The sequence below is a fragment of the Lentibacillus sp. JNUCC-1 genome (assembly GCF_009741735.1).
GTDB lineage: Bacteria > Bacillota > Bacilli > Bacillales > Amphibacillaceae > Lentibacillus_B.
On record NZ_WHOH01000001.1, the window covers coordinates 797,133 to 823,090 of the forward strand.

The following is a 25,958-nucleotide window of genomic DNA, read 5'->3' on the forward strand; positions in this document are numbered from 1 at the left end:
AAGTGACAGGCACCACCAGACAGCGAAAACGCCCCTGAAATGGTTCAGGGGCGCTCGTGTCTTACATTCACGTGTCATCTTGATTTTCTTTTTTCTTTCTTCTAAACACTCTTTTATAGATGTCTTTCACCCTTGTGATCGGTTCGTCCTCAATAAAGTAAGCGATCGCGGCTTCGCATAAGGCATAGGTTCCTGCAGATGCCACGGCGCCTGACACGACGTTCCCGGCTACTGGGACAAATTTCACGAGCTGGCGGGCTACTTGCCTAAGTGCAAAGCCAGCCGCCACGTTCACGCCCAGCGCGCCGAAAAACTCCAGAACGCCTTTCCGATCAATTTTTTGCCCGCTGATGAGCGCAATAATCGTCACCATTACCGTCTGCATGCCCGTGATGACCGGGAGATCTGACAACGGAATGGGGTTAGCACCCACCACTCCAGTCATTCCCGCTACACTACGGCCAATCCTCCGGGCAATTTTTTTTTGAACAGAACGGATCTTCGAGAGTTTGGCTAAAATAATCTGCGCTTCATTGGGCAACTGCTGAATCAAATAATCCAGCAATGTATCCACGTTCCATCTGATATCGTACACAATTTTACCGTCTTCAAATTCAAGATAGCAACAGAGTGGGATGACCTTAACCGGCTCTGAGACCGCATCACTTAATTTCCCGGTTAAAATATCAACAGCTTCAGATATGTTTTGCTGTTTTACAGGATGGTCAAACGGCGGGGTGTCAGGCTTTTTCGGACTCAGCTCGTCCACCTGTGTAACCGCTCCGACGATCGGCACATCATACGCATGTGCCGCCCGAATGCTTTGCTTCAGATCCAATAATTGCTGCAAATCCTCATCGATCCGCGCACTGACCTCTTTCGCCTTGCTTAAAAATAAGATCGCATCCGGGCACTTCTCCTCTATTGAAGCCTTAACTTCTTCCAATGCTGACCCATGTTCAAAAGCTTCACCCGGCTTGTCCGCTTCACCCAGACCTCTTGTATCCAAAATTTCAAGACTGCCCAGTTCGGATTCATAAGCATACCATTTTCCAGCGCCCGTCTGCGCCTTCACATCACCGATTTCTGCCCGCTGTTCGCCAAAAATTGCATTAATCAAGCTGGACTTTCCAGCACCGCGGCGACCGACAATCGCAATCCGTGCAGGCCGCGCATCCAAGGTGAACGCCCGCAAGTTGTTCAGCTCTTCCTGCACAATCCCTTTGACCTTCTCCGGGAGCCTGGAGCCTTGTAGCGCTTCAGAAATGGAATGCATCAAATCCTCCACTTGCTCATTTCGGTTGTTGTTGCCTCCCTGATCTTGACTCATCTGAATGCTCCTATCCACGTGCAAAATTTATTTCCATCTTTAATTCGTATTATTCCATTTACCCGGTCCATTGTCCACTAAACAACCAACGGACATTCGACAAAATCCGGGAAGTGACTGTCACTTGTCGAATGCGACATATTTCGGGAAGTGACAGGCACCTCCCGAATTTTCTATTTTAAACCCCAGTCCATATGTATGATTTTGCTGAGCATCTGAATGTTTTCCGCTCCTATATGCTCAGCAATTTTAGTTTCTAGTTCGGTTTTCAGGGTTTCGTTCTTTTCATAGCACTCCTTACCCAACGATGTTAATGTTATTGCTTTTTCCTTCTTGTTATTTTCCTGGTTCATGACAATGACCAGCCCTTTTTCCGTCATCCGCTTGATAAACTTGTGTGTCGCTTGACGGGATATATCCATATGTTTTGTCACCGTCGATATCGTCGTTTGCTCCTCACGATAGATCTGCGTTATGATGCGCCACTCCGAATGTGAGAGATAAATATCACTCATTTCATTCCAACGCACATCCAAAAATTCACGCAGCTGCATATGCCGCTCACCAATCGCATCAATTAAATTCACACGCTGCACTTCATCCCCATGAACCTTCCCCCAATCCATATTCTGCCCAATAATATACAAAACAGCACCCCAAATGTCAACCAAGTTGATAAAATTTCCGGATTGGGGTATAATGAGATTAGTAAACTAAGTTGACAAATAAATCGAAAGAGGTTTATAACATGCTTCAAACTGGAGATTTAGCGATCTATTCAACCCATGGCATTTGTCGGATCGATGAAATTTGTGACAAAACATATGCCGGAAAAACGCGAACATACTATGTTTTACGCCCCATCGAAAACAGCAGCAATCTAACTGCCCACATCCCTGTGGAAAATGGCAAAACCCTGCTGCGGAATCTAATTGGCAAAGCAGAGGCGAAAGAAGTTTTGCAATCGTTTCATTCAGAGGGAATCGAATGGATCGAAAGGCCGCAAAAACGTGCACTTGTATACGGGAAAATGATCAACACCGGCAGCCGACTGGATATCGCCAAACTTGCCAACACTTTGATACGCAAGCGAAACGAAATTGAAGACGATGGCAAGAAGCTCAACGAGAGCGATAGACAATTATTAATGGACATCAAAAACATATTCTTCAGAGAAATAGCCTTTGCACTCAACACAAACGTTGACGATATTACGAAGAAAGTCAATCGCATACTAGCAGTTTAAAACCCATAGCCGAGGCAGTGGGTTTTTTAGTGTTGGTTTTCGAGAGAACTTGAAAACACCATTCGAAAAAAACCGGGAAGTGACAGGCACCGTTTGTATGTTCACATAATTAAAAGGAAGCACGGGGTCGCGTGCTTCCTTTTAATATGGTGTGGATTCTTCCGAGTCACGTGGGGTCAGGAATGTGTGCTGGGCGGCAGTGTGTAGATCCCGCCAGATTTGATTGAGTGCATTGCCCTCCATCACAGCTTGCATGCCAATGTAGCGAAACAAGTTATTGGCGCAATATACAGCTGTTGCCGCACCACGCTTTGCCGTGACAGAAAATCCCTTCTGCAACGTTTCAGAGAGTTCTTCTCCTTTCACATGTTTCTCCCACGACGATCGGACGGCCTCGTGAAATGCCTCGTTAGCTCTTTTCCAGCGTCCCTTTTCGTCATCCAGCTTGCCTTTCAAAAACGTATAGCGATGGCCTGAGCCCTTTTGCCAGGCTGCTTTATTTCGTTCCAAGATGGCTTCCACTTCTTCTAAAAAGTGCCGTCCAATACCAAGTGAAACAGCTGCAAATGACGCTTCTGAAAACATCATAAAAGGGTATGTGTGAACAAGCCCAGCGTAATCATTTTGATGCTCAAACAGGGAAAATACACGGCTGCTGGGAACGAATTGATCAACCACCTGAATGGAATGGCTGCTCGTGCCTTTCAGCCCAAACGCATCCCAGTCATCAAGCACATTCACCTGTTCAGGATCCAGCTCCATGGCCAGGATCTCTTGACTGCTTTCATCTCTATTTTCAACGACACAACTTGCCGTAAACAGAGTAGCATATTGGGACCCACTGCAATAAAACCACTTGCCATTAACATTATAGCCACCCTCTACGGGCCGTGCTTTTCCGGCCGGGAAGCCGCTGCCCGCAACAACTGCCTGTCGAGGAGAATAAAAACGTCTGGCAGCTTCTTCGGTCATATTCGGCACAAACATCCCTCCGCCTGAACCGACTGTGACCAACCAGCCAAAGTTACCCTCTATACGGGATGCTTCCTGAAAAATGTTCACAGCTTGTGGCAAATCCAGCATCTTTCCTCCAAAAGCTTGAGGTACAAGCAACTTGAAAAGATTCTGCTCATACATCAATTCCAATAGTTTGTCTGAGATCTGTTGCGTTTGTTCAAAATCTTTGCGTTCGCTGCGTATCATCTGAATTTGGTCATCTGTGAATAATGACAATATATCCTCTCCATTCTTGAATGTAGAATTTTTGTCGGAATGTTTGTATACAATACTTTTTCAGGAAATACTATCTTTTTCCTACCTTAGCATATCAAGCATAACGCTTAAAATCGTTCTTATACTAATAACTCTCCTGATAGAAAGCGCTACTAACTCTGTACAAGCACCAGCGAATGCTCTTACCAAACACTGCAGCTTTCGACAAATTCCAACAAAAACCGGGAAGTGACAGGCACTTGTCGAATACGGCACTGGTTGGCTCAAAACGGGACCCTATGTCTGATCTCCCAATATTTAACCCTCTCTCCTTCCAAACCCTAATTCATATTTCATCACAACCCCATTAACATTATCCTCATACGCCTGAACATCAATTTCCTTTGGTGAGTAGCAAAGCCATACCCTCTCAACATGATCAGGCAAACTAGCCAATTTCTCAACAGATCTTGATCTTAAACTGTTATCAATTTCAATCGCCAATACCAAATGGCCTTCCTGATCCTGCCACCCAACATCTATACCCGTGCCAGACGTATCATCTCGATACCTCTGCATGCCAGTTAACCCGTATTTGGCCGCTAACTGTGCCAAATCTTTCAACATGGCTTCGCGAAAAGATTTCCTTGTGTTATGATGCGCATAATTTTTGGTTACTAATTGATCGATATCTTCTCTAACAAAAAGCATATTCATTTTATTCACCTCTTTTCTGTACTGGAGGTTTACAACAGTTTCGATCTGAGGAAATATGCTATTTAGTCAATCCACTTGCAATACATCCCCATAGGTTTTGAGCGAGCAGCTGCCAGCAACACTAACGACGACAGTTACGAGAGCAACTTCCCCTTTTTCGGGAGTAAGGGCACCTGTTACGAGAGCAAGGACCCCTGTTACGAGAGCAACCTTACAACTTACGAGAGCAAGAACGCAATTTACGAGAGCAGCCCTACAACTTACGAGAGCAAGAACGCAATTTACGAGAGCAACCTTACCATTTATGCGAGCAACGACACCAGTTACTTCAGTAATGACTGATACATGATTAAATGCATGCTCCCCCCTACTCCCAGTTAGTTGAGTAACTAAAATTAACCAGAATTGCAGTAATAGATGTTGAAATTCCATTGGTAGAACAATAACCTCTACCGATATCAATTCGACAAAATCCAACAAAAACCGGGAAGTGACAGGCACCCGCTCAGGCACGTGCTCTAGCTCGGAAAAGCAATCCTCACCGTGGTCCATTCTTCATATTCACTATCAATTTCAATCGTCCCACCATACGTTTCCACCAGCCGTTTAACAATGGCCAATCCCAGGCCATTGCCGCCTTGTTTCCGGCTTCTGGACTTATCGACGCGGTAAAAGCGGCGGAATACGAATGGTATCTCACTTTCGGGAATGCCGATCCCATAGTCTGTCACCTCGATGACCAGGCGGCCGTCGTCCTGCCGCGCCTTAAGATCGATCACTTTTTCATCCTCTGAGTAATTAATGGCGTTGTCGAGAACAATGATCATCATCTGTTCAAAGTGATTTTGAACCATTTTCAGCGTCGTCCCGGATTCCACGCCCAGATCTGCTCGAATCTCAAAGTCACTGTGAACGAGCTGATAATTCTCAATGACCGTTTCCAGCTTCTGCTTCACCGGGATATTTTCCAGATTGGCAACGTCTGTTGAATCGTCCTGCCCTTTTGTCAGCGTCAGCAACTCCGACACTAGGTGCGTAAGGCGGTCTGTTTCATTCAGGCTGAGCTGAATGGATCGCTCCAGTACTTCGGGATTCTCCTTGCCCCAGCGCTGGATCAACGACAAATGGCCATGAATCACGGTCAAAGGCGTTTTTAATTCATGGGAGGCGTCCTCGACAAATTGCTGCTGCTGTTGAAAAGCGCGTTCCAAATTGTCCATGAGCTCATTAAACATCATGCCAAGCTCAGCCATTTCATCACGATTACTTTTAACCGGAACACGCTCCTGCAGCCCTTTTTGCTTCACATTTTTCATCGCGGCAATCATTGAATGAATCGGTCTGAGCAGTTGAAAAGAAATCAGACGCCCTCCGATAAAACTCAACACAATCGCTACTATGCCGGTCACCAGTACGAGCATGCCGATCTGCTCAAACAAACTTTCATAACTCTCGATATCACGTGTAATTTCAACGGTCCCGCTGAAGCCGTCCCTCTCAACCGGCATCCGAAAAACAAGCAGTAACTCCTCGTCCACCTCAACTTCCTCCAAAGATTCCTCTTTCAAGCGTTTCGGCTCAAGCCATTCATCGACATCATCATCCGCGACGGTGACAACCGGCACGCCCGCATCACCAATCACGCGTATCGTCTGATCCTCTTCATTCAGCACCTCGAGGTACGCAGCACTTTCTGCCACATCCCGATCAGCAGGCATCCCCTCTATATAAGCCGTAACCTCTTCCATCTTTTTTTGAATGGACTCGGTTTCCTGGTTCATCGCCCAGTTTTGGATGATCACATATTGCGAGACACTATAGGCCAAAAATAAAATCAACATCAAGCACGCCGCCCACAATGTCAACTTCCATTTAATGCTCATGCTTTTCGGAAAAATATTCCTGACTTTTTTCATGTTCGCATCACATACCCCGTCCCTCGCAACGTGTGAATGTAGCTGTCCCTGTCAGAAGCGTCCAATTTCATCCGCAAATGTCTGACATACACATCTACCACATTTGTTTCGACCGCAGCATCATATCCCCAAATGTGCTCAAGCAGGATTTCCCTTGTCAAAACGCGGTCGATGTTGTTCATAAACATATACAGCAGCTCATATTCTTTTGTCGTCAGCTCAATGACCTGATCGCCTTTTGTCAGCAAACGCGTTTCCACATCCAGGGTCAGATCTTTAAAAGTAAGCCTGTTTGACGACGCAGAAGTTTTCTCCTCACGCCTGATGATCACCCGGATCCTCGCGAGCAATTCCTCGATTGCAAAAGGCTTCGTTATGTAATCATCAGCACCGCGATCCAGCCCCTGCACCCGGTCCATGACACTATCTTTGGCCGTAATCATGATGATAGGCGTATCCTTTTCATTTTTTAACCGTCTGCAAATTTCCATGCCATTTAGCCCCGGCAGCATCAAGTCGAGGAGGATTACATCCCAATCATGCGCCAGCGCCAATTCAAGCCCTTTTCTACCGTCATATGCCGCCGTAGTCTCGTATCCCTCATATTGTAATTCGAGCACAATAAATTCCGATATCGCTTCTTCGTCTTCAATAACCAGAATCTTCATGACCAGCCCTCCCGGTAACTTCTCCGCTATTAACACCACTATAAAGCAAATGGACCCTGCATGCTACTAGACACACAGAGCCCATTGGACTTAACTTTCCTGACGCTTAGTCATCATCTTCCTCATCTTCGTCGTCATCGCCGTCATTATCATCGTCTGTATCTTCATCGTCGTCATCGTCATCTTTCTCTACTTTCAAAACGTCCCCTGTTTTAGCGTCGACTTCAACTTCATGTTCGACGCCCTGATCATCTCTAATTTCCAGGGAATAGACGACCGTTCCATTTTCGTCATCCAGTTCGTTTTCGATAACATCGCCTTTAACTTCTTTTAACGCAATGGTTTCGCTCTCTTCTGATGTGAGCTCAGCTTCTTTTTTCAGTTGTGCTTGTTCTTCCTGATCAGAAAGTTCGTCGTCATCATCGCGACCATCATCATCTGCTTCTTTTTGCAAAACGTCACCGCTTTCGGCATCGATTTCAAAGTCCCACATCTTACCGTCTTCAGCTTTGACATCGACTTCATAGACCGCCTTGCCGTCTTCATCATCCAGCTCTGTCTGGACAGCTTCACCCGGGACTTCTTCAAGCGAAATGTTGATCGCTTCTTCTTGTGAAATGCTTGCCATTTCCTTCAGTTCTTTTTGAGAAACGTCATCATCTTCCCCAGCGGACGCCGCAAATACAGAAGTTCCGGCAATGCCGCCACCAATTAATACCAAAGCCGTGCTGCCAATTAATAGTTTCCGTTTCATACTTCATTCCTCCTTTTTTGATGTTACATATTCACCATAACCGCCCCAAATGAAAATTCACTGAACTGAATCTAAAAAAATTTTAATCTCCATTCGACATATTTCGGGAAGTGACAGTCACCACCCGAAAAATATATCAACGTGAAAAAAGCCATCCGCGGTGTGATTACCGCGGATGGCTTGATGTGAGTTGATTAAAATGTTTTGGCACCGATGTATCTGCTTGACCAATAATTGTAGTTCATGTTGGTTATTTCAACGCCAGTGGATGGGGTTCCAGCGTGGACCATTTTGCCGTTGCCGAGATAGATTCCACTATGAGAGATTCCATTTTTATATGTGTTCTTAAAGAAAACGAGATCGCCTGGTTTAGGAGAAGACGTTCTAACACCATTGTTTGCCCAGATACCTGCGTGTGTTCTAGAGACATTGATGCCGTTTTTCTTTAACACATAATTGACGAAGCCGCTGCTGTCAAAACCGGATGGCGTTGTTCCGCCGAATACATATGGCGACCCGATCAATGAATTGGCAGTTGAGATCACACCGTCCGCACTTGCCTGACTGCCACTATTACCGCTGTTACCAGAAGCTTTTTTGCTCAACGCTTCAAGCGTGTTCGGTCCGGCCATACCATCGATCGAAAGACCCTTCGCACGCTGGAAACTCTTAACCGTGCTTCTCGTGCTTGGACCAAAGCTGCCGTCAACAGATGTGCTGAAGCCGTGTCTGTTCAAATCCGATTGGACCTGGCGAACGCCGGATCCCGTGTCACCGTAGCTGTAATAGACAATAGAGGAACTGCTGGAGTTACTTGAACTGCTTCCTGAGACCTTCAACGCTGCGAGTGTATTCGGTCCTGCAAAACCGTCAACCTGCAGTCCTTCTGCCGTTTGGAAACTGATCACTGAGCTTCTTGTGTTGAGACCATAGCTGCCATCTATGCTTATGCGGTAACCATAATCCACTAATGCTTCCTGAACCTCGGTTACACCTGGACCTTTGTCACCGTAACTATAATATGTAGTAGCTGACACACTTCCTGCAAACACCGGGGTTAACAAAATCGTAGTAGCAACGACCGGCGCGACAACATACTTCCGAACATATCTTTTATCTGACATTTAATAGCCTCCTGTATGTATGAATACCAACTTCCATTGAGGAACGATCAATTTTTAATAGCGTATATACACTGTAACAGATGAATATAACAAGACTATTAATATGAGAATACGATGACGTTACAACTGGAATAAGGCGGTTTAATTACAGAATTAAAGGGTAAATCTCTCCGTTTGATGGAAAAAATTAGATATATAGACTCGACGGATAGATAGCTGAGCATCACTGATAGATTGACAAACTCCAGCGATAGCTTCCAAGACTTCCTTGATAACCACTCAAACTTCAACTTTGAACTGTAAAACTCCAAGGGATTCAAGCCAAACTCCCTCGATTCCGACTACCCCAACTCTACAAAAGCAATGTCCATTAAAACCACATTCATGACGCCGGAGTCATGACAAATATTGGAATCGTTGAATCACGCTCGGGCTCATATATCTGCATTCCATCCCAAACCGCAGCACTGATTTTTTCTCACAATTCCCAAAACACCCTTGACAAAACGGTGTCATCATACTAAAATGTTGAAAACCAATAGAGACTATTTAAATAGTTCTAACTTCTTAGGAGGGCATTTATGGACACGACATTAACTACCGCGTTAAAAAGTATCGAGCAGCAGCTGTTTGAGATTGGAGACACCCTTTATGAGAATCCTGAATTGGGGGATGAGGAGTTTCAGTCCATGCAGCTGCTTGTTGATTTTTTGAAGCAGCATCATTTTCAAGTTGAAACAGGGATTATCAATCGTCCGACTGCATTCAAGGCTGTATTTACCAGTGACAGACCAGGGCCAACGATTGCGTTTCTCGCTGAATATGATGCACTCCCGGAAGTCGGACATGGCTGCGGACATAATTTGATTGCAGCGATGGGCGTTGGAGCAGGCGTCACACTGAGTAAGGTGGTGCATGAAACTGGCGGCAAGGTGATGGTCATTGGAACACCTGCAGAGGAAACGAACGGAGCCAAGGTTGCAATGAGTGAAGCAGGCGTTTTTGACGATGTTGACGTTGCGATGATGGTTCATGGCGCGGACCAGTCCTATGCGAGCGGGAGCACATCTGCCATGGAAGCACTCCAATTTACGTATACGGGAAAAGCTTCTCATGCGGCCGCGGAACCCGAAGCAGGCATCAACGCGCTCGATGGTGTGATTCAATTATTTAATGGCATTAATGCGCTGAGAGAGCATCTTTCTTCAGATGCCCGTTTACATGGCATTATTACGGAAGGCGGCCAGGCGGCTAATGTGGTGCCTGATAGAGCCGTTGCCCAATTTTATATCAGAGCGAAGGAACGCACTTATTTAGATACTGTCATTGAAAAAGTTAAAAACATTGCCGAGGGGGCCGCACTGATGACAGGCGCGTCGCTCGAGGTTTCCAACTACGAAACGAGCTTTGACAATTTGGTCACGAATGAAGCTCTGTCAGAAACATTCACCAAGCGTTTGCGTGAAGTGAGTGTACATCCCGTCTATCCCGGTGAACAAAGCTTCGGCTCCACGGATATGGGCGATGTCAGCAAAGTAGCGCCCGCCATCCATCCTTTCATTGGCTTAAATGAACCAGGACTTGTCTTTCATACGAAGGAATTTGCTGATAAAACCGTCACCGACGACGGCCACCGGGCTATATCAGAAGGTGCGCTGTCGATGGCATTGACGGGATATGACATTCTTAGCGATGAAGCGCTTTTCAAGAAAATCAGAGCAGAGTTTGAAGCAAGTCAAACATAACTAATCGATAGGAAAGGAGTGCGTACACATTTGAATACCCAAGAAGTGGAGCCGATCAATTCAAACCAAGAGAAGAAACCCAAGTTTCAGTTTCCACACGTCTTCATCATTTTGTTTGGCCTGATGGTGATCATGGGAATTGCCTCATATTTCATCCCAGCAGGTGAATTCGAGCGAACAACCGATGAAGACGGAACGACCGTCGTTGTTGAGGGCACTTACCACCAGGTGGAAAGTAATCCGACCGGCTTTTTTGACCTGTTTCTCGCACTGCCAGAAGGCATGTCACAAGCGGCGGGGATTATCTTTTTCATCTTGATTGTTGGAGGTTCTTTCAGTATATTGATTGAGACCAAGGCATTGGATGAGCTGATCAGCAGTATTTCATTAAAAATGAGTAATAAAGAGATCTATATGATTCCTGCCGTGATGCTGCTGTTCGCCTTGGGCGGCGCGACATTTGGCATGGCTGAGGAAACCATTCCTTTTATGCTCGTCATCATTCCTCTGGCAATTCGCATGGGATTCGACTCCATGGTTGGCGCGGCAATGGTACTCGTTGGTGCTTTCTCCGGGTTTACCGCGGCATTTCTGAATCCTTTTACAGTCGGAGTGGCTCAAACAATCGCCGAATTGCCAATGTTTTCAGGGCTTGGGTTTAGAATTGCGATGTGGGTCGTATTTGTCGGTGTCAGCATTGCGTATGTGATGTTTTATGCCAGAAAGGTTAAAAAGAATCCTGAAAAAAGCCTTATGTATAAGGAAGACCAAAAGCGACAAATCAGTGAAAAAGTCGATCAGGAGCCGATTACAGTTCGTCAGATCCTTATCATCACGGTTCTGATCGCCACACTCATCGGTTTGGCATTAGGCGTTATCTTTTTGGACTGGTATATCCAGGAGATCGCAGCGTTATTTATCATTATGGGCATCGTGGTCGGATTAATCGGGAAAATGCGGTTAAATCAGCTCGCTGAAAACTTCGTGAAAGGGTGCGAGGGCATTGTTCTAGGCGCATTGGTAGTCGGGTTTGCTTACGGAATCCTGGTCGTACTTCAGGACAGCCGCACGATCGATACCATTTTATATAGCTTGTCCAATATGGTTAGCGGGCTCCCGGCAGGCATGACAGCTATTGGTATGTTCGTCACCCAGAGTGTTCTCAACTTTATCGTGCCCTCCGGAAGCGGCCAAGCAGCCTTAACCATGCCCATCATGGCACCACTGGCAGACTTGGTTGATGTCAGCCGGCAAACCGCCGTCATCGCGTTTCAGATGGGCGACGGCATTTCCAACATCATTACCCCAACCAGTGGCGCATTCATGGCCGCTCTCGCCGTCTCCCGAGTACCTTGGGTCAAATGGCTGAAATGGATTTGGCCGCTGATCCTCATTCAATACGCACTCGGCGCCCTATTCGTCACCATCGCCCACCTTTTTGTCTGGTAGGCATGTGGAGGCGGGCGTGCCCGACCCCAGATAGACGCAATTACCCGAAACAAAAAGCAAGAAGGAAGCGAACGCGTTTGTTCACTTCCTTCTTGCTTTTATATTACAACCCAACCCACGACACCATTCGACAAAAACCGGGAAGTGACAGGCACTTCCCGGTTTTTCTTTTAGGGTATACGCACTTGCCCGCCAGTTTCGATAGATTCATAGCACGCATCGAGCACGCGCATGTTATGAATGGTGTTTTCAAGGTCGTGATACAATTCGCGAGTGCCATCCAGAATGGCCTGTGAAAAGTGCTCGACTTCAGCACAGTACTGGTCCCCTTTTACAGTTTCAGTCCGTTTCACACCCGGTTTCTTAACAATGACCAATCCCTCGCCGCCATTGGCATCCGGCCGATAAGCTCGTGGCACGATAATACTGCCATGCGACCCGTGCACTTCATATTCCGTACGCAGGTCCAAATTAAAACTGGCATCAAACGAAGCCGTCACACCGCTCGCAAATGTCATATAACCAACAACATCCGTATCTACCTCATAATCCGGATCCACAACTGCGTGAACATGGACTGTCTTCGGCTCTTCCCTAGGATATTCCGAATCGAATGGACACCATAACTGCCAACATCATACATACAGCCGCCGCCTTTTTCGCGGTGCATCCGGATATTATCCGCCTTATTCCCGATAAAAAAGGAAAACGCCGCACGCATGTATCTCACATCACCGATCTCCCCAGACGCCATGATCTCCTTCACCCGCTCATGCTGCGGATGAAAATGATACATAAACGCCTCCATCAACAGCACACCATTCTCCTCACACACCCGCTGCATCTCCCGAGCCTCTTCCTCATCAAGTCCAATCGGCTTTTCACACAAAATATGTTTCCCAGCCTTGGCCGCTTCAATAACCCACTTTTTATGCAGGTGATTGGGCAGCGGAATATACACAGCCTGGATATCCGGATCTTCAAGCAACGCCTCATACCTGTCATGCGTTTTCGGAATCTCAAACTTCTCAGCGACAGCCCGCGCTTTCCCGGCATCACTGCCACTCGCGATCGCAGTCACCTCTGCATTCTTTGCCCGCTGAATCGCCGGAATAAGTGCTTTTTGAGCGATATTTGCCGTACTGAGAATACCCCATTGGATTTTTGTCATGTTACATGCCCCCTAGTCTATAAATGTTCAGTTGTAAGTAGTTCCAGTGTATCATATATATGTGAATTTTTAAAAAGCACTCTCCCTTGCTACTGCGAGAAGGAATTAAATATTGCCCGGTCCTTCTCTATGTCAAAACGATTCGAGCACATTCGACAAAAACCGGGAAGTGACAGGCACCAAGGGAGGTATCCAGCCACTTCCAAAACCTTCAAATAATAAAGCATCCTCACTTTTTTAAAGTAAGGATGCTATCCGGTCGTAGTCTCTGTTTTATTTATCAGTACTTTTTTCAGATGCTCATATGCCTTAATGATATGCTTCTGAGGAAACAATTCTTTTTTCCGAGCATTCCATTCCTGAACTTCGGCTATAAGCTCTTCGTTCGAAGTAGGACATTTAGTTTTAATAACCCAATGGACAGTTGCGAGCAACTCCATTCCATATGGTGTCTCAAATCCTTCTATAACTTTCCTGATTCTTTCCAGCCGCTTGGTCTCGGTCTTGCTATTTTTCAAATAATCAAACGCTTTTTGCTCAGCAGAATTGATTAAATAAATTTCAGCACTTCGATTTCGATCCCCATAACCTCGTATGAAATGCCCTTCTAACCGCTGCAACACAAAATTAAGATTTTCAGCATATGGACCATATTTCTCTTTTGTAAAGTTGAGTTTTAGAGGCTCGCCAGTCTCCTGAATAAAATATGCCACTTTTTGTACTTCAAGCACGGAAAGACGATAATCTGGTTCTTTGTATTGATTTAAAGAAGCCAAAAGAAGGGCCCTTGATGTGGTCATTCGTGGTGTTTTCGTACCGATTTTCATTTCATCAGCTTTTGGGCTGCCAACTGGCTCATAAATACGAACATCCACATCCAAGTCCTTAAATGCTTTTTCAATTAGAGGTTTCACTTCCGACCAGTCCAGCCCTCCATTTCCACACCCTAAAGGCGGGATGGCTATTGATCGAATACCTAATTCCTGTACATTTTTAACCAGATCCTTTAGTCCCTCTGTTATATAGCTCATTTTAGTTTTTTCTTTCCAATGCTGTTTCGTTGGGAAGTTTATAATATACTTTGGGCCAACTAGAGCACTTGTATCGACGATATGCATTTTCCCTGTCTCAACTTCATTCTTTCGACATGACTTTTCATATTCACGAAACACCTCTGGAAAAGCCTGTTTAAATTGCAATGCTATCCCTTTACCCATTACACCAACTGTATTAACTGTATTAACCAGCGCCTCCGAAGAATCTTCTAATAAATTCCCTTTCATGTATTTAATCATAACTGTCACCTCCTAAAAATAAAATTGTGGTCTTGTAACGACTTTCATATCAATGCTTTGTTCTTTTAACATTTCCTCAACAATAGACTTTATCCGTTCATTATAAACACCTATTCCAATGAAGCGTGACACTGGCACCGATTCATACACTAAGAACTCTGCTTGTCGCTTTCTTTTTCTGTCCGGATATTCATTAGTATCATGCCAATACTTGCTCTCCACCACAGACCAATCCACTTCTTCTAAATAAGTTAAATCATTATAGAATTCCGTTAAAGCGACAATGGCATGGCCATCAGTAAAAACAAATTCGTAATTTGATTTAGCAATTTCGCTTGTGCTGGTGACAAAATATATGATATCGCTCTGTGTTCCTTCAAACCCTTCGACGTTGTCATTTTTAATCGCATAAAGCATAGGTGAGTTCGGTGCAAAATAAAATGGGACGTAATCGTGTAATACACCATAGGGCGAAACAGGAATATTTGTGGTGGATCTCCTATTTTGTATGGTTTGATGAGCAATATCGCTGTAAGGAATATTGTCTGATGTTATTTTAGAGTATGCTAATAGCTCGCCGTTCTTTAATATTGATGGCAAGTTACTGTAATGTGTTATATGATACAACAATTTGGTATCCATTTCCCCACTCCGAATATTATTTTGTGCAACAGAGCTTCTAACTTCTATTATATCACTAAAGCCCATTAATTGGGTAATCTCCCATGCAAAAAGCAGATCACCAATATCTGCAATCTTTCCTATAAAAATATCAATTTCTTCAAGACTCTTAGAGTTCGACAAAATTCGGGAAGTGACAGGCACTGTTCGTATTTTCTGTTTCCCGTAAAAAAGTTTCTTTGGATGTTTAAGGAAAATGTACTATATTTTTCTATCATTTTATCTATTTCTGGGTGTTTCACCACTTTAGCAGCGATCTTTTCGAGTTTCCCGGGATGCTGGGAATGTCTTAGGATTTCTACACAAGGCTCTTTGACTTTTGACTGTCAAAAGTTTGAGTACGAATTGCCCAAAAAGCGCTTGCCATCGCATGTTTCAGGGGTAACAGATTACTCCAAAAGGCTCGTTTTAAACAGGCATCAAGGGGTACACGGCATTTAAGAGTTGAAATCCTACATAAATTCACAACACGAGAAAAACTCTTTCAAAGGAATTATCTAGAAAAAGACGACTGGAGGTGTATTCTCGCAAGTTGATCTACCCCTCTTATCAACTGGGGAAAATTTTAAGGAGGCATTCTTTTGACAAAATCACTGAAAGTTTTCGGAAGTGCAGCCCTGATCCTTACAGCCCTTTTCGTATTGTTAACATTTACTGGACAAGCATCCGCTAAAACTGACGGCAAGACTGACGCAGCGTCCAAGCATATCAAAGGCGAGCTGGTCGTTTCGATTGAAGCAAATACCAACAAAATGTCGATTCAAAGCGCCGATCAGACAATCTCTAAATCTGCCAAACTCGAACAAAACGGTTTCCAGATAGCAGATTCATTGTTGAAGAGCATTCAGTCAGATTCACCCACACAATGGACAACACTTTCGAAAAACAAGTTGTTGAACAAATGGGAATGGTTTACTTAATCAAATATTCCGAGGCTAAATACAAATCCACCGCGCATGCAAAAAAAGCACTCGAGAATGCTTTAAAAGACTCAGGCCTAAACGTCAGATACGTTGAAGAAAACGAGACCATGCACGCCCTGGAGGCTGTACCTGAACAGGTCACTCCAATGACCGTGCATCCCGAACAAGACTGGCAATATAACATGATCAACGCTTCACAGGCTTGGGATGTCACATCAGGTTCCAGCGCCACCAAGGTCGCGGTGCTTGATACAGGCATCGACAGCTCCCATCAGAGCTTAAGCAACTTTGTCGATACCTCCCTCGGCAAAAGCTTTGTCGGTGGCGACACGGCAGATCGGCAAGGCCACGGCACACACGTCGCCGGAACCATTGCGAGCTATGGAAACGTCTCTGGTGTTATGCAGGAGGCAACTTTAATCCCTGTAAAAGTTCTCGGTGACGATGGAAAAGGGTCCATGTACGGTATCCAGCAAGGCATCACATACGCAGCCAGCATCGATGCCGATGTCGTTAATATGTCCCTTGGTGGCGGCTCGTACAACCAAGGTATGGAAGAAGCCATCATCACTGCCAACAACCAAGGCACCATCGTCGTCGCGGCAACCGGAAATGACGGCGTCCAAAATGTATCCTATCCAGCAGCATATGACGCTGCAATCGCAGTCGGTTCGGTCACATCAAGCGAATCACGTTCCTATTTTTCCAACTACGGACATGAATTGGATATCGTCGCACCCGGGTCAAACATTTACAGCACCACCCCAGGTGGAAACTACGACAAGTTCTCCGGCACATCCATGGCAACGCCACATGTGGCAGGGGTTTTAGGTCTGATGAGATCCGCTGACCCAAGCGTAACCGTTTCTGAAGCAAAATCCATTTTAAACACCACCGCACAACCAGCAGGTCCACAGCTTGAGTACGGCAACGGCATCGTGGACGCCTATGCAGCCGTACAAGAAGTTGTAGGCGGCGGTACAGGCGGTGGCGATAATGGTGACGGTGGTCAAGAAGACCCCCAAGCACCAGCCTGGCAAAGTTATACATGGTATGTAGCAGGTGACGTCGTAACATATAATGGGAAGTCTTACGTATGTGAAACGTCCCACATCTCATTCCCAGGCTACGAACCACCGTACGCTTCGTATTATTGGAGTCAAAACTAAAAAACACCCCCGACAGAAAGCGTTATTCATCTGTCGGGGGGTTCTATGTCATGATAAGAACTGCTGAATCCTGCCTCCAAAAATTCTCACATAACGATACCTCTATACTGACATTGTGCAGACAGCAAAAAATAACGTCATCTATCAAACGAAGATGCGGTTCTATCAGAGCAAGAGCCGCGTCTATCAAACGAAGCTTCACTTGTATCGGAGCAAGAATTGTGTCTATCAAACGAACAACCCATTCTATCACAGCAATAATGAGTTCTATCCAACGAAGATACCGTTCTATCAGAGCAACCCAATTCGCAAGGTTACTTTACAATACAAAAAGCCCGCTCGGATATTCACGTTCACTCTAAATCAACCCCCCGCTCCCTATAATCTCCCATAAAAAAGCTAAGAAGGAAGCGAGCAACCACGTTCACTTCCTTCTCAGCTTTTTTTAGCAACACTCTCACCTAATAACCCTTTGGCTTCAGGCCTTATAGTTTCACCCTCCCACCACCCGGCAAGCCCAGCGGAAGCACGAGATCCGCCCGAGGCCCGTCCCCACGCTTCCCGATTAGAGTATTTTTATTTAGCATAGTACCAACTTAGGTTTATTTTATTGACCTTCTTTAACCACTAAAAGCAGTCTTCGAGCGGTTCGGTTTAAAATTCCCAAGAATGTGGTATATAAAAATAAAGAAACATATGATAAGCACAACGGATCGCACCCATCAAGAGGGACGGCTCCGTTGAAGGTAAATAGACCTCCCACTGGAGCTGGTGCCTCAGGGAGGTCTATTTGTCGTTCTCAATTGATAACAGGTATAGAATACAAAACTCCCCTGATATATGAAAAATTCCAGTGACAATTTCGCCCAACTAACCCCACGCATCCACATCCCTCAGCGCACATTTCCCCACAAGCCGACGCACATATTCAATCGTTTCTGCTTCCGCCTCCTCCCCCGTCTGCACAGAGCGGTTGTTCATCAATGTCGTGAGCTTGCCCTGCCATGTGTATACCGTTACCCCCAATATGAACTCAATATCCTCCACCTGCAAAAATCCCTGATCAGCAGCATCTTCCAGCATATGCCGATTCCGTTTGAACATATCGTGTTCCATAATGATGAATTTCAGTTCCTCCGATAAATCAGATTGATAAATATTATAGTATCTGTGAATCAATTTATTAGGATCACTCCCCAGATCCGCCACAAACAAAGCATTAAAAATACCCGGCGAGGCAAAAGAATGCCTGAAAAAGCATTGCCACGTCGATAGATATTTGTCCAATGGATTTCGCGTGTTTTTCAGTGCAAGTTGCAAGTCCTGATTATAGTCATTTAAAAACCGCATGGACGAAAAATAAATGAGATGGGAGAACTCATCAAAATAATTATAAACCGTCGACGCCGTGAAACCGGCCTTCCGAGCTACTTTCTTCACCGTCACACGCTCAATGCCTTCTTCGTTGATAACATCCACCGCTGCATCAATAAAATATTTATACATTAATGCTGTTTTGATATCCTTATGTTTCATCACGACCGCCCACTTTTCCGTTAAAATTTTCATAGAATCAGGAGGCCCACTAAACCGTGAGCCCCCTTCAACACGAGCAACAACTAAGATAACCGCTGCAATATGTTCTTCGCCGCTTCCTGCCCTGTTTTAATCGATGTCTCCGTATATAACGTGCCTAAGTAGTCTCCGGCCAGGAACAACCTCCCATCCGGTTTGGTCAAATACGGCTGCAGTTTCGCCCGTCCAGGAAAGCAATACGCGAGCCCCAGCGGAAAACGCTGTACTTTCGCCTCAACGACTTTATCACTGAAGCCCGGAAAGATCTCATTTAAATCGTGCAAATACGTCTGGATAATTTGCTCATCCGACTGATCGATCAACTTTCGCGCCAGACTCGCAGGCGAAAACGTCATGATACTGCTGCCCTTCTCTCTCGTGGATTCCCATGAACGATTTAAATTGGACATGTTGAACGCCACATTAAACGACCTTTTTGGCGTGGCAATCGCATAGGCATCATCCCACACTTGCGGATCCGTCTCGTTCGTCAAGAAAGCCGCACTGACATATGGGCCGTATTTAATCTGATCAAGCGCCCAGCGCATGTCCGTATCCAGGTTCGTGGCAATTTTATTCGTAATCGGAGCTGGCGTAGCCATGATCGCATATTTCGCCTTGACCACATGCACCTCACCGTTCTCTGTATACGTTACCTCCACATGATCCTGATGCTGCACCACCTCGGTTACCACAGCACCAAGCCGAGTTTTATCAGAAAGCGACTCACCCAACGTATTGGTTAACGTCGCCGCACCGCCATGCACATTGCGCGATAGCCCTTCCCCCTTATCCCAGACAAGGTGAAAATAGCCAATCCCGGCACCCGCCGATATCTCCTCAGGGTCCCCGGCTGACCGACTCACAGTAGGCCGAAAAATCGCATCAGCATCCTCCGGTAATTTACCCACGTAATCAGTAAAAGTTTGATCATTCTCAAACTCATAAATACGCTGCTGATGATCCTTGAAATTCTCACCCGGCTTCGGCGCCACAATCTTCCCATACTTCATAACCGCCAATCTAATTTTAGCCCCAGCCTTCAAAATCGCCATCCGAGACTTGAGCGACATCGGGATTCGAAATGGATAACTTTCCACACGCCCATCCAAAATCACCTTCCCGTTCATGGCAATTCCGGTAACCGTCCCCGGAACAGGCGAGGCTTGAATCCCCACAGACTTCAGCAGCTCATCCGTCGACGACCCTTCACCGGCCAAAACATGACCACCCCAATTGAGCCAATACTTCCCGCGACGCTCAGAAGACAGCCGTCCGCCAAACCGATCATCCGATTCCAGAAGCAAAATATCCTTCTCCCGCAACTCCCACGCCGCAGCCAGTCCTGCAATACCGCCGCCTACAATAATCGCATCTTTGATTTCCATACAAACAACTCTCCCTTTTTAAAAATGTCACCGATTACATGAATGTATTTTATTTCATGAATGCATTCATGTTTTGGGAAAATTGTATCATGCATGATTTAATTGTCAAATATTCAGGGAGCTTTTAAGCTGCTCAAGTTATGTACAAGCAATTCATCAGTCTTATAGAGACAAACTCTCCAGATACCAGCCTCCATCTCCCAGCTACGATGTACTCCCTTGCGCATGCACTCCCCCCTTCACCGTATCCCCTTCGACCACACCAACTCTAACCGAACGCGGCCGCCTTTTCCCAACAGGAACAATATATTGGGAAATAGGCAATAAAAGGATCAGCTTGTTAATAGCGATGCTGCCAGCAATCGTCAGCCCGAATATCGGCAAAATTAGGACACTGTTCCACATATAACTTGGCAACTGACCTTCCAGCAGCAATATAATTAACGGATGCACCAAATAGATCCCCATGGAATAATTACCGATCATATGGATGAATTCGGTGATATACTTCCCCCTTGCGATACGCTCATACACAGATAGTAAAAACAGGAAAAAGATTGGAATATAAATCAAATTGGCAGGCCGCATCGAGCCAAACAGTTCACCCGGCGTGATTTCCACATAAATTCCCACGACCATCCAAACAAATAACATACCAAGAACCACTCTATACCGATGAAGCCGCAGCATAATTTCCTCATAATAATACGCCAGCACCGCCCCAAGAAGGAAATAGGACAACCAATTCAAAATAAATGAATGGTGCCCCGTAATCACGCCCACCGCTCCTTGCAACTGGGACCCCGTGTTCGTCAGCCAAAAATAATTCAGTGGAACACTCAGCAGAAATAAAACAATAAAATATTTCCTGACGCGTACCAACTGAATCAACGGAAAAAAATATAAAACTGAATGACCGTCACCATAAAATAAAGATGATAATACCCCGTGCCCAGCACAAAATAACCCGCCATCTGACGTCCACCGAGCACCACTTCCCCAGCAAACCAGTCGACAGTCAAGTACACAATTGTCCATACCGCAAAGGGGGCGACCACCTTTGACGTTCTTGATAACAGAAACTGCCGAAGTTTAAACCCTCTCTTCTTCACTGAACTAAACAGCAAAAAAGCACTGATTACCGCAAACACCGGTGTCCCCAGCCTGGAAAACTGATTCACAAACAAATTCGGTCCATAAGAAAAGCCTTCCGTACGGCTATAAGCAACAGCAGTCACATGAACAAAAACAATCATCAAACAAGCAATCGCCCGCACAAAGGGAATTTCCACGAAATAACCACTTTTCACGTCAGCAGCCCCCTTTCAATTCACAAGTCTTATTAGCTGCCGGTCTGTTCTTAATAACGTCTTAGTGAGTTATAATGTAAAACCTCTTTTCATTGCAATTCGATCGTGGGATAAAACTTAATCCGCACGTCTGTTACCCCTGATGGAATGCAAAACACCACTGATAGATTGAAGAACTCCAGCGATTACACTCAGAACTCCCCAGATAAAACCACAAACTTCAATTTCAAACATCCGCCTTATTCTGCTTCCCCGGGCAACAGCTCACATGTCTGTATCACGCGTAAAAATAATACAAAGGCTCGGAGGAAGCATGAGATCCGTTCCCCATGCTTCCTCTATCCAACGAAAAAGCGGTTCTATCAGAGCAAGAGCAGCGTCTATCAAACGAAGCTTCACCTCTATCGGAGCAAGAACCGTGTCTATCAAACGAGCAACCCATTCTATCACAGCAATAATGAGTTCTATCCAACGAAGATGCCTTCTATCAGAGCAACCCAACTCGCAAGGTTACTTTACGATACAAAGAGCCTGCCAAGTTATTCACTTCCGCTCTAAATCAGTTCCCGCTCACCACAACCCCTATAAAAAAAGCTGAGAAGGAAGCGAACAAACGCGTTCACTTCCTTCTCAGCTTTTTTTCAACAACACTCGCACCTAATAATCCTTAGGTATCAGGTCTTAAAGTCCCGCCCCACATCACCCGGAAAGCTCAGCGGAAGCGCGAGATCCGTCCCCATGCTTCCTTCTGTCAATGGCCAGACAAAAACCAGGCATCGAAAAGGGTGGATTTTGGCGTATACTTGGTTTATAATTGTCTGAAAGGAAGATTGATTCTGTCAACATTCACACTCCCAGATGATACATCATCCTAATTATGTATCTTAAACACCTATGTCACAAACGTCATTAAACCCTTATACAAGGGAGAGACTAGGAGGTTATAGCATGTCCGGCAAGTATTGGATTGGTTTGCTTTTTATCGTTCTTGGTTTTGGCTTTTTGCTGCATCAGGCTGATATATGGGACTTTTCAAATGTTCTCAGCACCTGGTGGCCGCTTATTGTAATCGGTATCGGAGTGATCCATATCGTAAATTCCACCTATTCGTATTTACCAGGTTTCATTTTTATTTTAATAGGCGGATTCTTTCTCGTGGATCGGTCGGTTGATATGGACTTAATCCCATATCTATGGCCACTCATTCTAATTACGATTGGTTTAACATTCATTTTTTCAAAGGTTCACCACAAAACACATAAAGATTCGAATCAAATTATCGATACATTTTCACTGTTCTCAGGAGTCGATTTAAAAAGCCAATCCCAGAAGTTTGAAGGTGGTAGTGTGACAGCTTTGTTTGGAGGTGCAGAGATTGATTTACGAGAAACTGCCCTTTCAGAAGAAGGTGCTGCACTTGACTTAACAGCATTATTCGGGGGATCTCCATTTTTGTTCCTGAGCATGTCCAAGTGGAAATTACCGGCCTTCCCATCTTTGGCGGCTGGGATAACAAGATAAACAATCACAAACATGATGAAGATACACCCCTCCCAATACTCAAAGTCAATTGCTTAACAGCCTTTGGCGGCGTAGAAATTAAGAATTAAGCGGGACACAAGGACAAGGGGATCGTCCCTTTTAAGGATTCCAACGATCAAAAGGAAGTCTGCAGACTGTATGCGGACTTCTTTTTAGCTTCTTACTATGAAAAGTCCCGTCGGCATCTGCAAAGTGAGATCCCGTGTCGTCTCTGCTACCCCATCAACCATTACCGTATTACAATGCCTCTCATCCAGTAGTACATATATTATCCTCATAGCCAGTTTTCACCTCACAGATACATCTGACAAAGGATTCGGGAAGTTAGAAACACCACTGCTTGAGCGGCGTTGCAGCAGGTGCGGGGCAAACACGGTGCCTGTCACTTCCCGAATATTGTCGAAACTTGGCGGGGGGGCGTGAAAACCTGGATATGCCATGTGTAATTCTGGATATATCATCATAAAACCTGGATAAGTTACCCATAGTTCTGGATCAAGTGAAAAAAATCTGGATATCCTGTTCCACACGCCGCAGCGGTCCTTTCCCCACATACTTGGTCCTAAAAAGACAACTAAACAGCAAACACAAGCAGTCCAAGGGTTATGATCCGCATCCCCTGTCGTCCAGGTGGTAATAACCAGATTTTCAAAACAGCACAAATCTCCAAATGCTCTTGCACGAGGATACTTCTATACTAGAATAGTGGAGACGCCGATCATTAACGTCATCTATCAAACGAAAATGCATTTCTATCAAAGCAAGAGCCGCGTCTATCAAACGAACAACCTATTCTATCACAGCAATAATGAGTTCTATCCAACGAAGATGCGGTTCTATCAGAGCAACCCAACTCGCGAGGATACCTCACAATACAAAAAGCCCGCCTGGCTATTCACCTTCACACTAAATACCAGACCCATATAATCAATAACCCCATAGAAAAAAGCTAAGAAGGAAGCGAACAAACGCGTTCACTTCCTTCTTAGTCTTTTTCTGCAGCACTTGTATCTGCTACTCATTTAATCAGTCCTTACCGTGTCTTGTTCTCACCTGGGGGAGTTCAGAGGAAGCACCAGATCCGTCCCCACACTTCCCCGGCTTTGACAAGTGACAAGCGTCTTCTAAAATGGTAATATAGCGGCATTCACACTTTTTTTAACGATTAAAAAAGTGTATATACATGAAAGGGGGATAGCTGAGATTTCCAGGTAGAGTTGAGTTGAGAGAATAGAGACATGTGCAGCTGTTTAAGTTGCAGGATTAAAATTAAGAAAGGATGACGGAATGTCTAGTTTGAGTCGAGTTGAGGAAAGTAGCGCGTTAAAGAATGAGCAGAGAAAAAGGAAAAAGTCAGCTATGCCGGATGTATATGTGATTTTGTTCGGTTTTTTACTGTTGGCATTTATGCTATCTTATATCATTCCCTCGGGTACGTTTGAACGAGTGGAGAAAGGTGGCATTACCCAAGTCGTGCCAGACAGTTTCCAATATATAACAAGTGACCCGCTGTCGATCATGGATTTGTTCAGCGCTGTTCAAAGAGGATTGGTGAATGCATCGGGAATTATATTCATTATCCTCATTGCAGGCGGCGTTATCAGAGTCATTGAACATACAGGCGCCATTGATGCTGCAATACATCCCCTGCTGCGAAAATCACGCGGCAACCAGAACATGTTAATTGTGACTTTCTGTACGATTTTTGCAGTTATTTGTTCAATAGGCATTGCACCTAACCTGGCCGTTGCCTTTGTTCCAATAGGTATCCTGCTGGCAGAAAAATTGCGCCTGGATCCGGTGATTGGCGTGGCGATGGTGCTTCTTGGTGCCTATTCGGGATTTGCAGGAGGCGTGTTTGACCCGGTCGTAACAGTCCTGGGGCAAATGATTGCGGGGGTGCCCATCTTCTCAGGAGTGCTGTTCAGGATGCTCATATTTGCAGTCTTTGTTTCCATCACGATTACGTATATCATCGTGTATGCGAAGAAAGCCAAATACCAATCATCCCGCAGCTCACTGGAAAGCGAGTCCATGATCGAACCACATGCAAGTGGGGAAAACGCGATTGAACCTCACACCTTTACGCCCATTTATCAAATTATTATTCTGTTGTTTTTCGGGGCAATTGCTCTGTTCCTGTATGGTTCGCTGCAGCACGGCTGGTCGATTAATGAACTGTCCGCCATTTTCCTTATGCTGGGCATTTGCATTGCGCTGGTCACACGAATAAGTCCAAATCAGTTTGTAAAAGTGTTTATGGATGGCGCTGGCAGAGTGATGTATGGCGCCCTGATTGTCGGTGTGGCAGGTGCCGTAATTGTCATACTGCAGGATGCACAAGTGGTTGATACAATTGTGCACGCGGTCTCCTCTGCATTAAACGATTTCACACCTGTTCTATCAATGGTCCTGTTATACGGATTCAATCTACTGTTCAATGGGATAATTTCATCAGGGGCAGGACAAGCAGCCATTGTCATGCCGATTATGGTCCCGATTGGGGATATGCTTGACGTGACAAGGCAATCTGTGTTCATTACATTTAAACTCGGTGATGCGGTCACAAACATTATTACGCCTTTATCCGGCACCCTAATGGCTTGTCTGGCCATTGGAAAAGTATCGTACGTTAAATGGGTGAAATTTGCTTTTCCGCTATTGCTCATTTGGATCCTTCTGGGCGCTGTATTTGTAGCTGCTGCCGTTTTGATAAATTATGGACCAGTATAGGCAATCAACG

General features: G+C 45.3%; 21 protein-coding genes and 1 pseudogene. 7 read left to right on the plus strand and 15 right to left on the minus strand.

Going from position 1 to position 25,958, the window contains the following annotated elements:
- Positions 1-67: 67 nt before the first annotated feature.
- Together JNUCC1_RS03760 and JNUCC1_RS03765 are read right to left on the minus strand one after the other, a co-directional pair.
- Positions 68-1,330: a GTPase family protein gene (locus tag JNUCC1_RS03760; RefSeq protein WP_156644193.1), complete on the minus strand. Its 1,263-nt coding sequence runs from the start codon at positions 1,328-1,330 to the stop codon at positions 68-70.
- 173 nt (positions 1,331-1,503) lie between these two features.
- On the minus strand, positions 1,504-2,001 hold the full coding sequence (locus tag JNUCC1_RS03765) for a MarR family winged helix-turn-helix transcriptional regulator (RefSeq protein ID WP_231746964.1): 498 nt from the start codon (positions 1,999-2,001) through the stop codon (positions 1,504-1,506).
- Between the two features lie 77 nt (positions 2,002-2,078).
- Here JNUCC1_RS03765 and JNUCC1_RS03770 point away from each other — a divergent pair, with 77 nt between their 5' ends.
- On the plus strand, positions 2,079-2,576 hold the full coding sequence (locus JNUCC1_RS03770; RefSeq protein ID WP_156644194.1) for a CarD family transcriptional regulator: 498 nt from the start codon (positions 2,079-2,081) through the stop codon (positions 2,574-2,576).
- 141 nt (positions 2,577-2,717) lie between these two features.
- Here the strand turns inward: JNUCC1_RS03770 and JNUCC1_RS03775 are convergent, their stop codons facing one another.
- From JNUCC1_RS03775 to JNUCC1_RS03800, 6 genes are all read right to left on the minus strand, one after another.
- Entirely contained in the window at positions 2,718-3,809 is a 1,092-nt protein-coding gene (locus JNUCC1_RS03775; RefSeq protein ID WP_156644196.1) for an acyl-CoA dehydrogenase family protein, read from the minus strand.
- A gap of 297 nt (positions 3,810-4,106) precedes the next feature.
- Positions 4,107-4,505 (minus strand): hypothetical protein, encoded by a 399-nt coding sequence (locus tag JNUCC1_RS03780; RefSeq protein ID WP_156644198.1) that lies wholly within the window; start codon positions 4,503-4,505, stop codon positions 4,107-4,109.
- 518 nt (positions 4,506-5,023) lie between these two features.
- Positions 5,024-6,346 (minus strand): HAMP domain-containing sensor histidine kinase, encoded by a 1,323-nt coding sequence (locus tag JNUCC1_RS03785; protein ID WP_197431622.1) that lies wholly within the window; start codon positions 6,344-6,346, stop codon positions 5,024-5,026.
- A 71-nt stretch (positions 6,347-6,417) separates the two neighbouring features.
- Positions 6,418-7,089 (minus strand): response regulator transcription factor, encoded by a 672-nt coding sequence (locus JNUCC1_RS03790; RefSeq protein WP_156644202.1) that lies wholly within the window; start codon positions 7,087-7,089, stop codon positions 6,418-6,420.
- A gap of 106 nt (positions 7,090-7,195) precedes the next feature.
- Positions 7,196-7,843, minus strand: a complete 648-nt coding sequence (locus JNUCC1_RS03795) for a PepSY domain-containing protein (RefSeq protein WP_156644204.1) — start codon at positions 7,841-7,843, stop codon at positions 7,196-7,198.
- A gap of 194 nt (positions 7,844-8,037) precedes the next feature.
- Complete coding sequence (locus JNUCC1_RS03800) at positions 8,038-8,967, minus strand: C40 family peptidase (protein WP_156644206.1); 930 nt, start codon at positions 8,965-8,967, stop codon at positions 8,038-8,040.
- A gap of 581 nt (positions 8,968-9,548) precedes the next feature.
- On the opposite strand from JNUCC1_RS03800, the gene JNUCC1_RS03805 reads away from it, so the two are divergent.
- On the plus strand, positions 9,549-10,712 hold the full coding sequence (locus tag JNUCC1_RS03805) for a M20 family metallopeptidase (RefSeq protein ID WP_156644207.1): 1,164 nt from the start codon (positions 9,549-9,551) through the stop codon (positions 10,710-10,712).
- A 30-nt stretch (positions 10,713-10,742) separates the two neighbouring features.
- Entirely contained in the window at positions 10,743-12,161 is a 1,419-nt protein-coding gene (locus tag JNUCC1_RS03810) for a YfcC family protein (protein ID WP_231746965.1), read from the plus strand.
- Between the two features lie 170 nt (positions 12,162-12,331).
- Here the strand turns inward: JNUCC1_RS03810 and JNUCC1_RS19135 are convergent, their stop codons facing one another.
- The 4 genes from JNUCC1_RS19135 to darT form a co-directional block, all read right to left on the minus strand.
- Entirely contained in the window at positions 12,332-12,721 is a 390-nt protein-coding gene (locus tag JNUCC1_RS19135; RefSeq protein WP_331713593.1) for a Gfo/Idh/MocA family oxidoreductase, read from the minus strand.
- Positions 12,700-13,332 carry a Gfo/Idh/MocA family protein gene (locus JNUCC1_RS19140; protein WP_331713594.1) on the minus strand — a complete coding sequence of 211 codons (633 nt, stop codon included), beginning with the start codon at positions 13,330-13,332 and terminating at the stop codon, positions 12,700-12,702. The genes JNUCC1_RS19135 and JNUCC1_RS19140 overlap by 22 nt, the downstream gene beginning before the upstream one ends.
- A 251-nt stretch (positions 13,333-13,583) precedes the next feature.
- A complete protein-coding gene (gene darG / locus JNUCC1_RS03820) occupies positions 13,584-14,627 on the minus strand; it encodes a type II toxin-antitoxin system antitoxin DNA ADP-ribosyl glycohydrolase DarG (RefSeq protein WP_156644210.1) in 1,044 nt (347 codons plus the stop codon).
- Between the two features lie 12 nt (positions 14,628-14,639).
- On the minus strand, positions 14,640-15,452 hold the full coding sequence (gene darT / locus JNUCC1_RS03825) for a type II toxin-antitoxin system toxin DNA ADP-ribosyl transferase DarT (RefSeq protein ID WP_331713595.1): 813 nt from the start codon (positions 15,450-15,452) through the stop codon (positions 14,640-14,642).
- A gap of 437 nt (positions 15,453-15,889) precedes the next feature.
- On the opposite strand from darT, the gene JNUCC1_RS03830 reads away from it, so the two are divergent.
- Positions 15,890-16,228: a hypothetical protein gene (locus tag JNUCC1_RS03830; protein ID WP_156644212.1), complete on the plus strand. Its 339-nt coding sequence runs from the start codon at positions 15,890-15,892 to the stop codon at positions 16,226-16,228.
- Positions 16,174-17,400 carry a S8 family serine peptidase gene (locus JNUCC1_RS03835; protein ID WP_156644214.1) on the plus strand — a complete coding sequence of 409 codons (1,227 nt, stop codon included), beginning with the start codon at positions 16,174-16,176 and terminating at the stop codon, positions 17,398-17,400. Before JNUCC1_RS03830 ends, JNUCC1_RS03835 begins: the two co-directional genes overlap by 55 nt.
- 870 nt (positions 17,401-18,270) lie before the next feature.
- Here JNUCC1_RS03835 and JNUCC1_RS03840 read toward each other — a convergent pair.
- The 3 genes and pseudogenes from JNUCC1_RS03840 to JNUCC1_RS03850 all read right to left on the minus strand — a co-directional run bounded on the left by JNUCC1_RS03840 (position 18,271) and on the right by JNUCC1_RS03850 (position 21,619).
- The gene (locus tag JNUCC1_RS03840) at positions 18,271-18,969 is read right to left on the minus strand and encodes a TetR/AcrR family transcriptional regulator (RefSeq protein WP_156644216.1); all 699 of its coding nucleotides are present in this window, start codon (positions 18,967-18,969) and stop codon (positions 18,271-18,273) included.
- A 50-nt stretch (positions 18,970-19,019) separates the two neighbouring features.
- Positions 19,020-20,363, minus strand: a complete 1,344-nt coding sequence (locus JNUCC1_RS03845; protein ID WP_156644218.1) for a protoporphyrinogen/coproporphyrinogen oxidase — start codon at positions 20,361-20,363, stop codon at positions 19,020-19,022.
- A gap of 204 nt (positions 20,364-20,567) precedes the next feature.
- A pseudogene (locus tag JNUCC1_RS03850) lies at positions 20,568-21,619 on the minus strand (acyltransferase).
- Positions 21,620-22,621: 1,002 nt separating this feature from the next.
- Here JNUCC1_RS03850 and JNUCC1_RS03860 point away from each other — a divergent pair.
- Together JNUCC1_RS03860 and JNUCC1_RS03865 are read left to right on the plus strand one after the other, a co-directional pair.
- Positions 22,622-23,194, plus strand: a complete 573-nt coding sequence (locus JNUCC1_RS03860; RefSeq protein WP_156644223.1) for a LiaF transmembrane domain-containing protein — start codon at positions 22,622-22,624, stop codon at positions 23,192-23,194.
- Between the two features lie 1,380 nt (positions 23,195-24,574).
- Positions 24,575-25,948 carry a YfcC family protein gene (locus JNUCC1_RS03865; RefSeq protein WP_231746966.1) on the plus strand — a complete coding sequence of 458 codons (1,374 nt, stop codon included), beginning with the start codon at positions 24,575-24,577 and terminating at the stop codon, positions 25,946-25,948.
- Positions 25,949-25,958 lie beyond the last annotated feature (10 nt).

What these genes read in the sequence shown, in the direction of transcription:
- JNUCC1_RS03760 (WP_156644193.1), bottom strand. Translation starts at nt 1,330, where the DNA reads ATGAGTCAAGATCAGGGAGGCAACAACAACCGAAATGAGCAAGTGGAG.
- JNUCC1_RS03770 (WP_156644194.1), top strand. Translation starts at nt 2,079, where the DNA reads ATGCTTCAAACTGGAGATTTAGCGATCTATTCAACCCATGGCATTTGT.
- JNUCC1_RS03780 (WP_156644198.1), bottom strand. Translation starts at nt 4,505, where the DNA reads ATGAATATGCTTTTTGTTAGAGAAGATATCGATCAATTAGTAACCAAA.
- JNUCC1_RS03785 (WP_197431622.1), bottom strand. Translation starts at nt 6,346, where the DNA reads ATGTTGATTTTATTTTTGGCCTATAGTGTCTCGCAATATGTGATCATC.
- JNUCC1_RS03790 (WP_156644202.1), bottom strand. Translation starts at nt 7,089, where the DNA reads ATGAAGATTCTGGTTATTGAAGACGAAGAAGCGATATCGGAATTTATT.
- JNUCC1_RS03795 (WP_156644204.1), bottom strand. Translation starts at nt 7,843, where the DNA reads ATGAAACGGAAACTATTAATTGGCAGCACGGCTTTGGTATTAATTGGT.
- JNUCC1_RS03800 (WP_156644206.1), bottom strand. Translation starts at nt 8,967, where the DNA reads ATGTCAGATAAAAGATATGTTCGGAAGTATGTTGTCGCGCCGGTCGTT.
- JNUCC1_RS03805 (WP_156644207.1), top strand. Translation starts at nt 9,549, where the DNA reads ATGGACACGACATTAACTACCGCGTTAAAAAGTATCGAGCAGCAGCTG.
- JNUCC1_RS19140 (WP_331713594.1), bottom strand. Translation starts at nt 13,332, where the DNA reads ATGACAAAAATCCAATGGGGTATTCTCAGTACGGCAAATATCGCTCAA.
- darG (WP_156644210.1), bottom strand. Translation starts at nt 14,627, where the DNA reads ATGATTAAATACATGAAAGGGAATTTATTAGAAGATTCTTCGGAGGCG.
- JNUCC1_RS03835 (WP_156644214.1), top strand. Translation starts at nt 16,174, where the DNA reads ATGGACAACACTTTCGAAAAACAAGTTGTTGAACAAATGGGAATGGTT.
- JNUCC1_RS03840 (WP_156644216.1), bottom strand. Translation starts at nt 18,969, where the DNA reads ATGAAAATTTTAACGGAAAAGTGGGCGGTCGTGATGAAACATAAGGAT.
- JNUCC1_RS03845 (WP_156644218.1), bottom strand. Translation starts at nt 20,363, where the DNA reads ATGGAAATCAAAGATGCGATTATTGTAGGCGGCGGTATTGCAGGACTG.
- JNUCC1_RS03860 (WP_156644223.1), top strand. Translation starts at nt 22,622, where the DNA reads ATGTCCGGCAAGTATTGGATTGGTTTGCTTTTTATCGTTCTTGGTTTT.
- JNUCC1_RS03865 (WP_231746966.1), top strand. Translation starts at nt 24,575, where the DNA reads ATGCCGGATGTATATGTGATTTTGTTCGGTTTTTTACTGTTGGCATTT.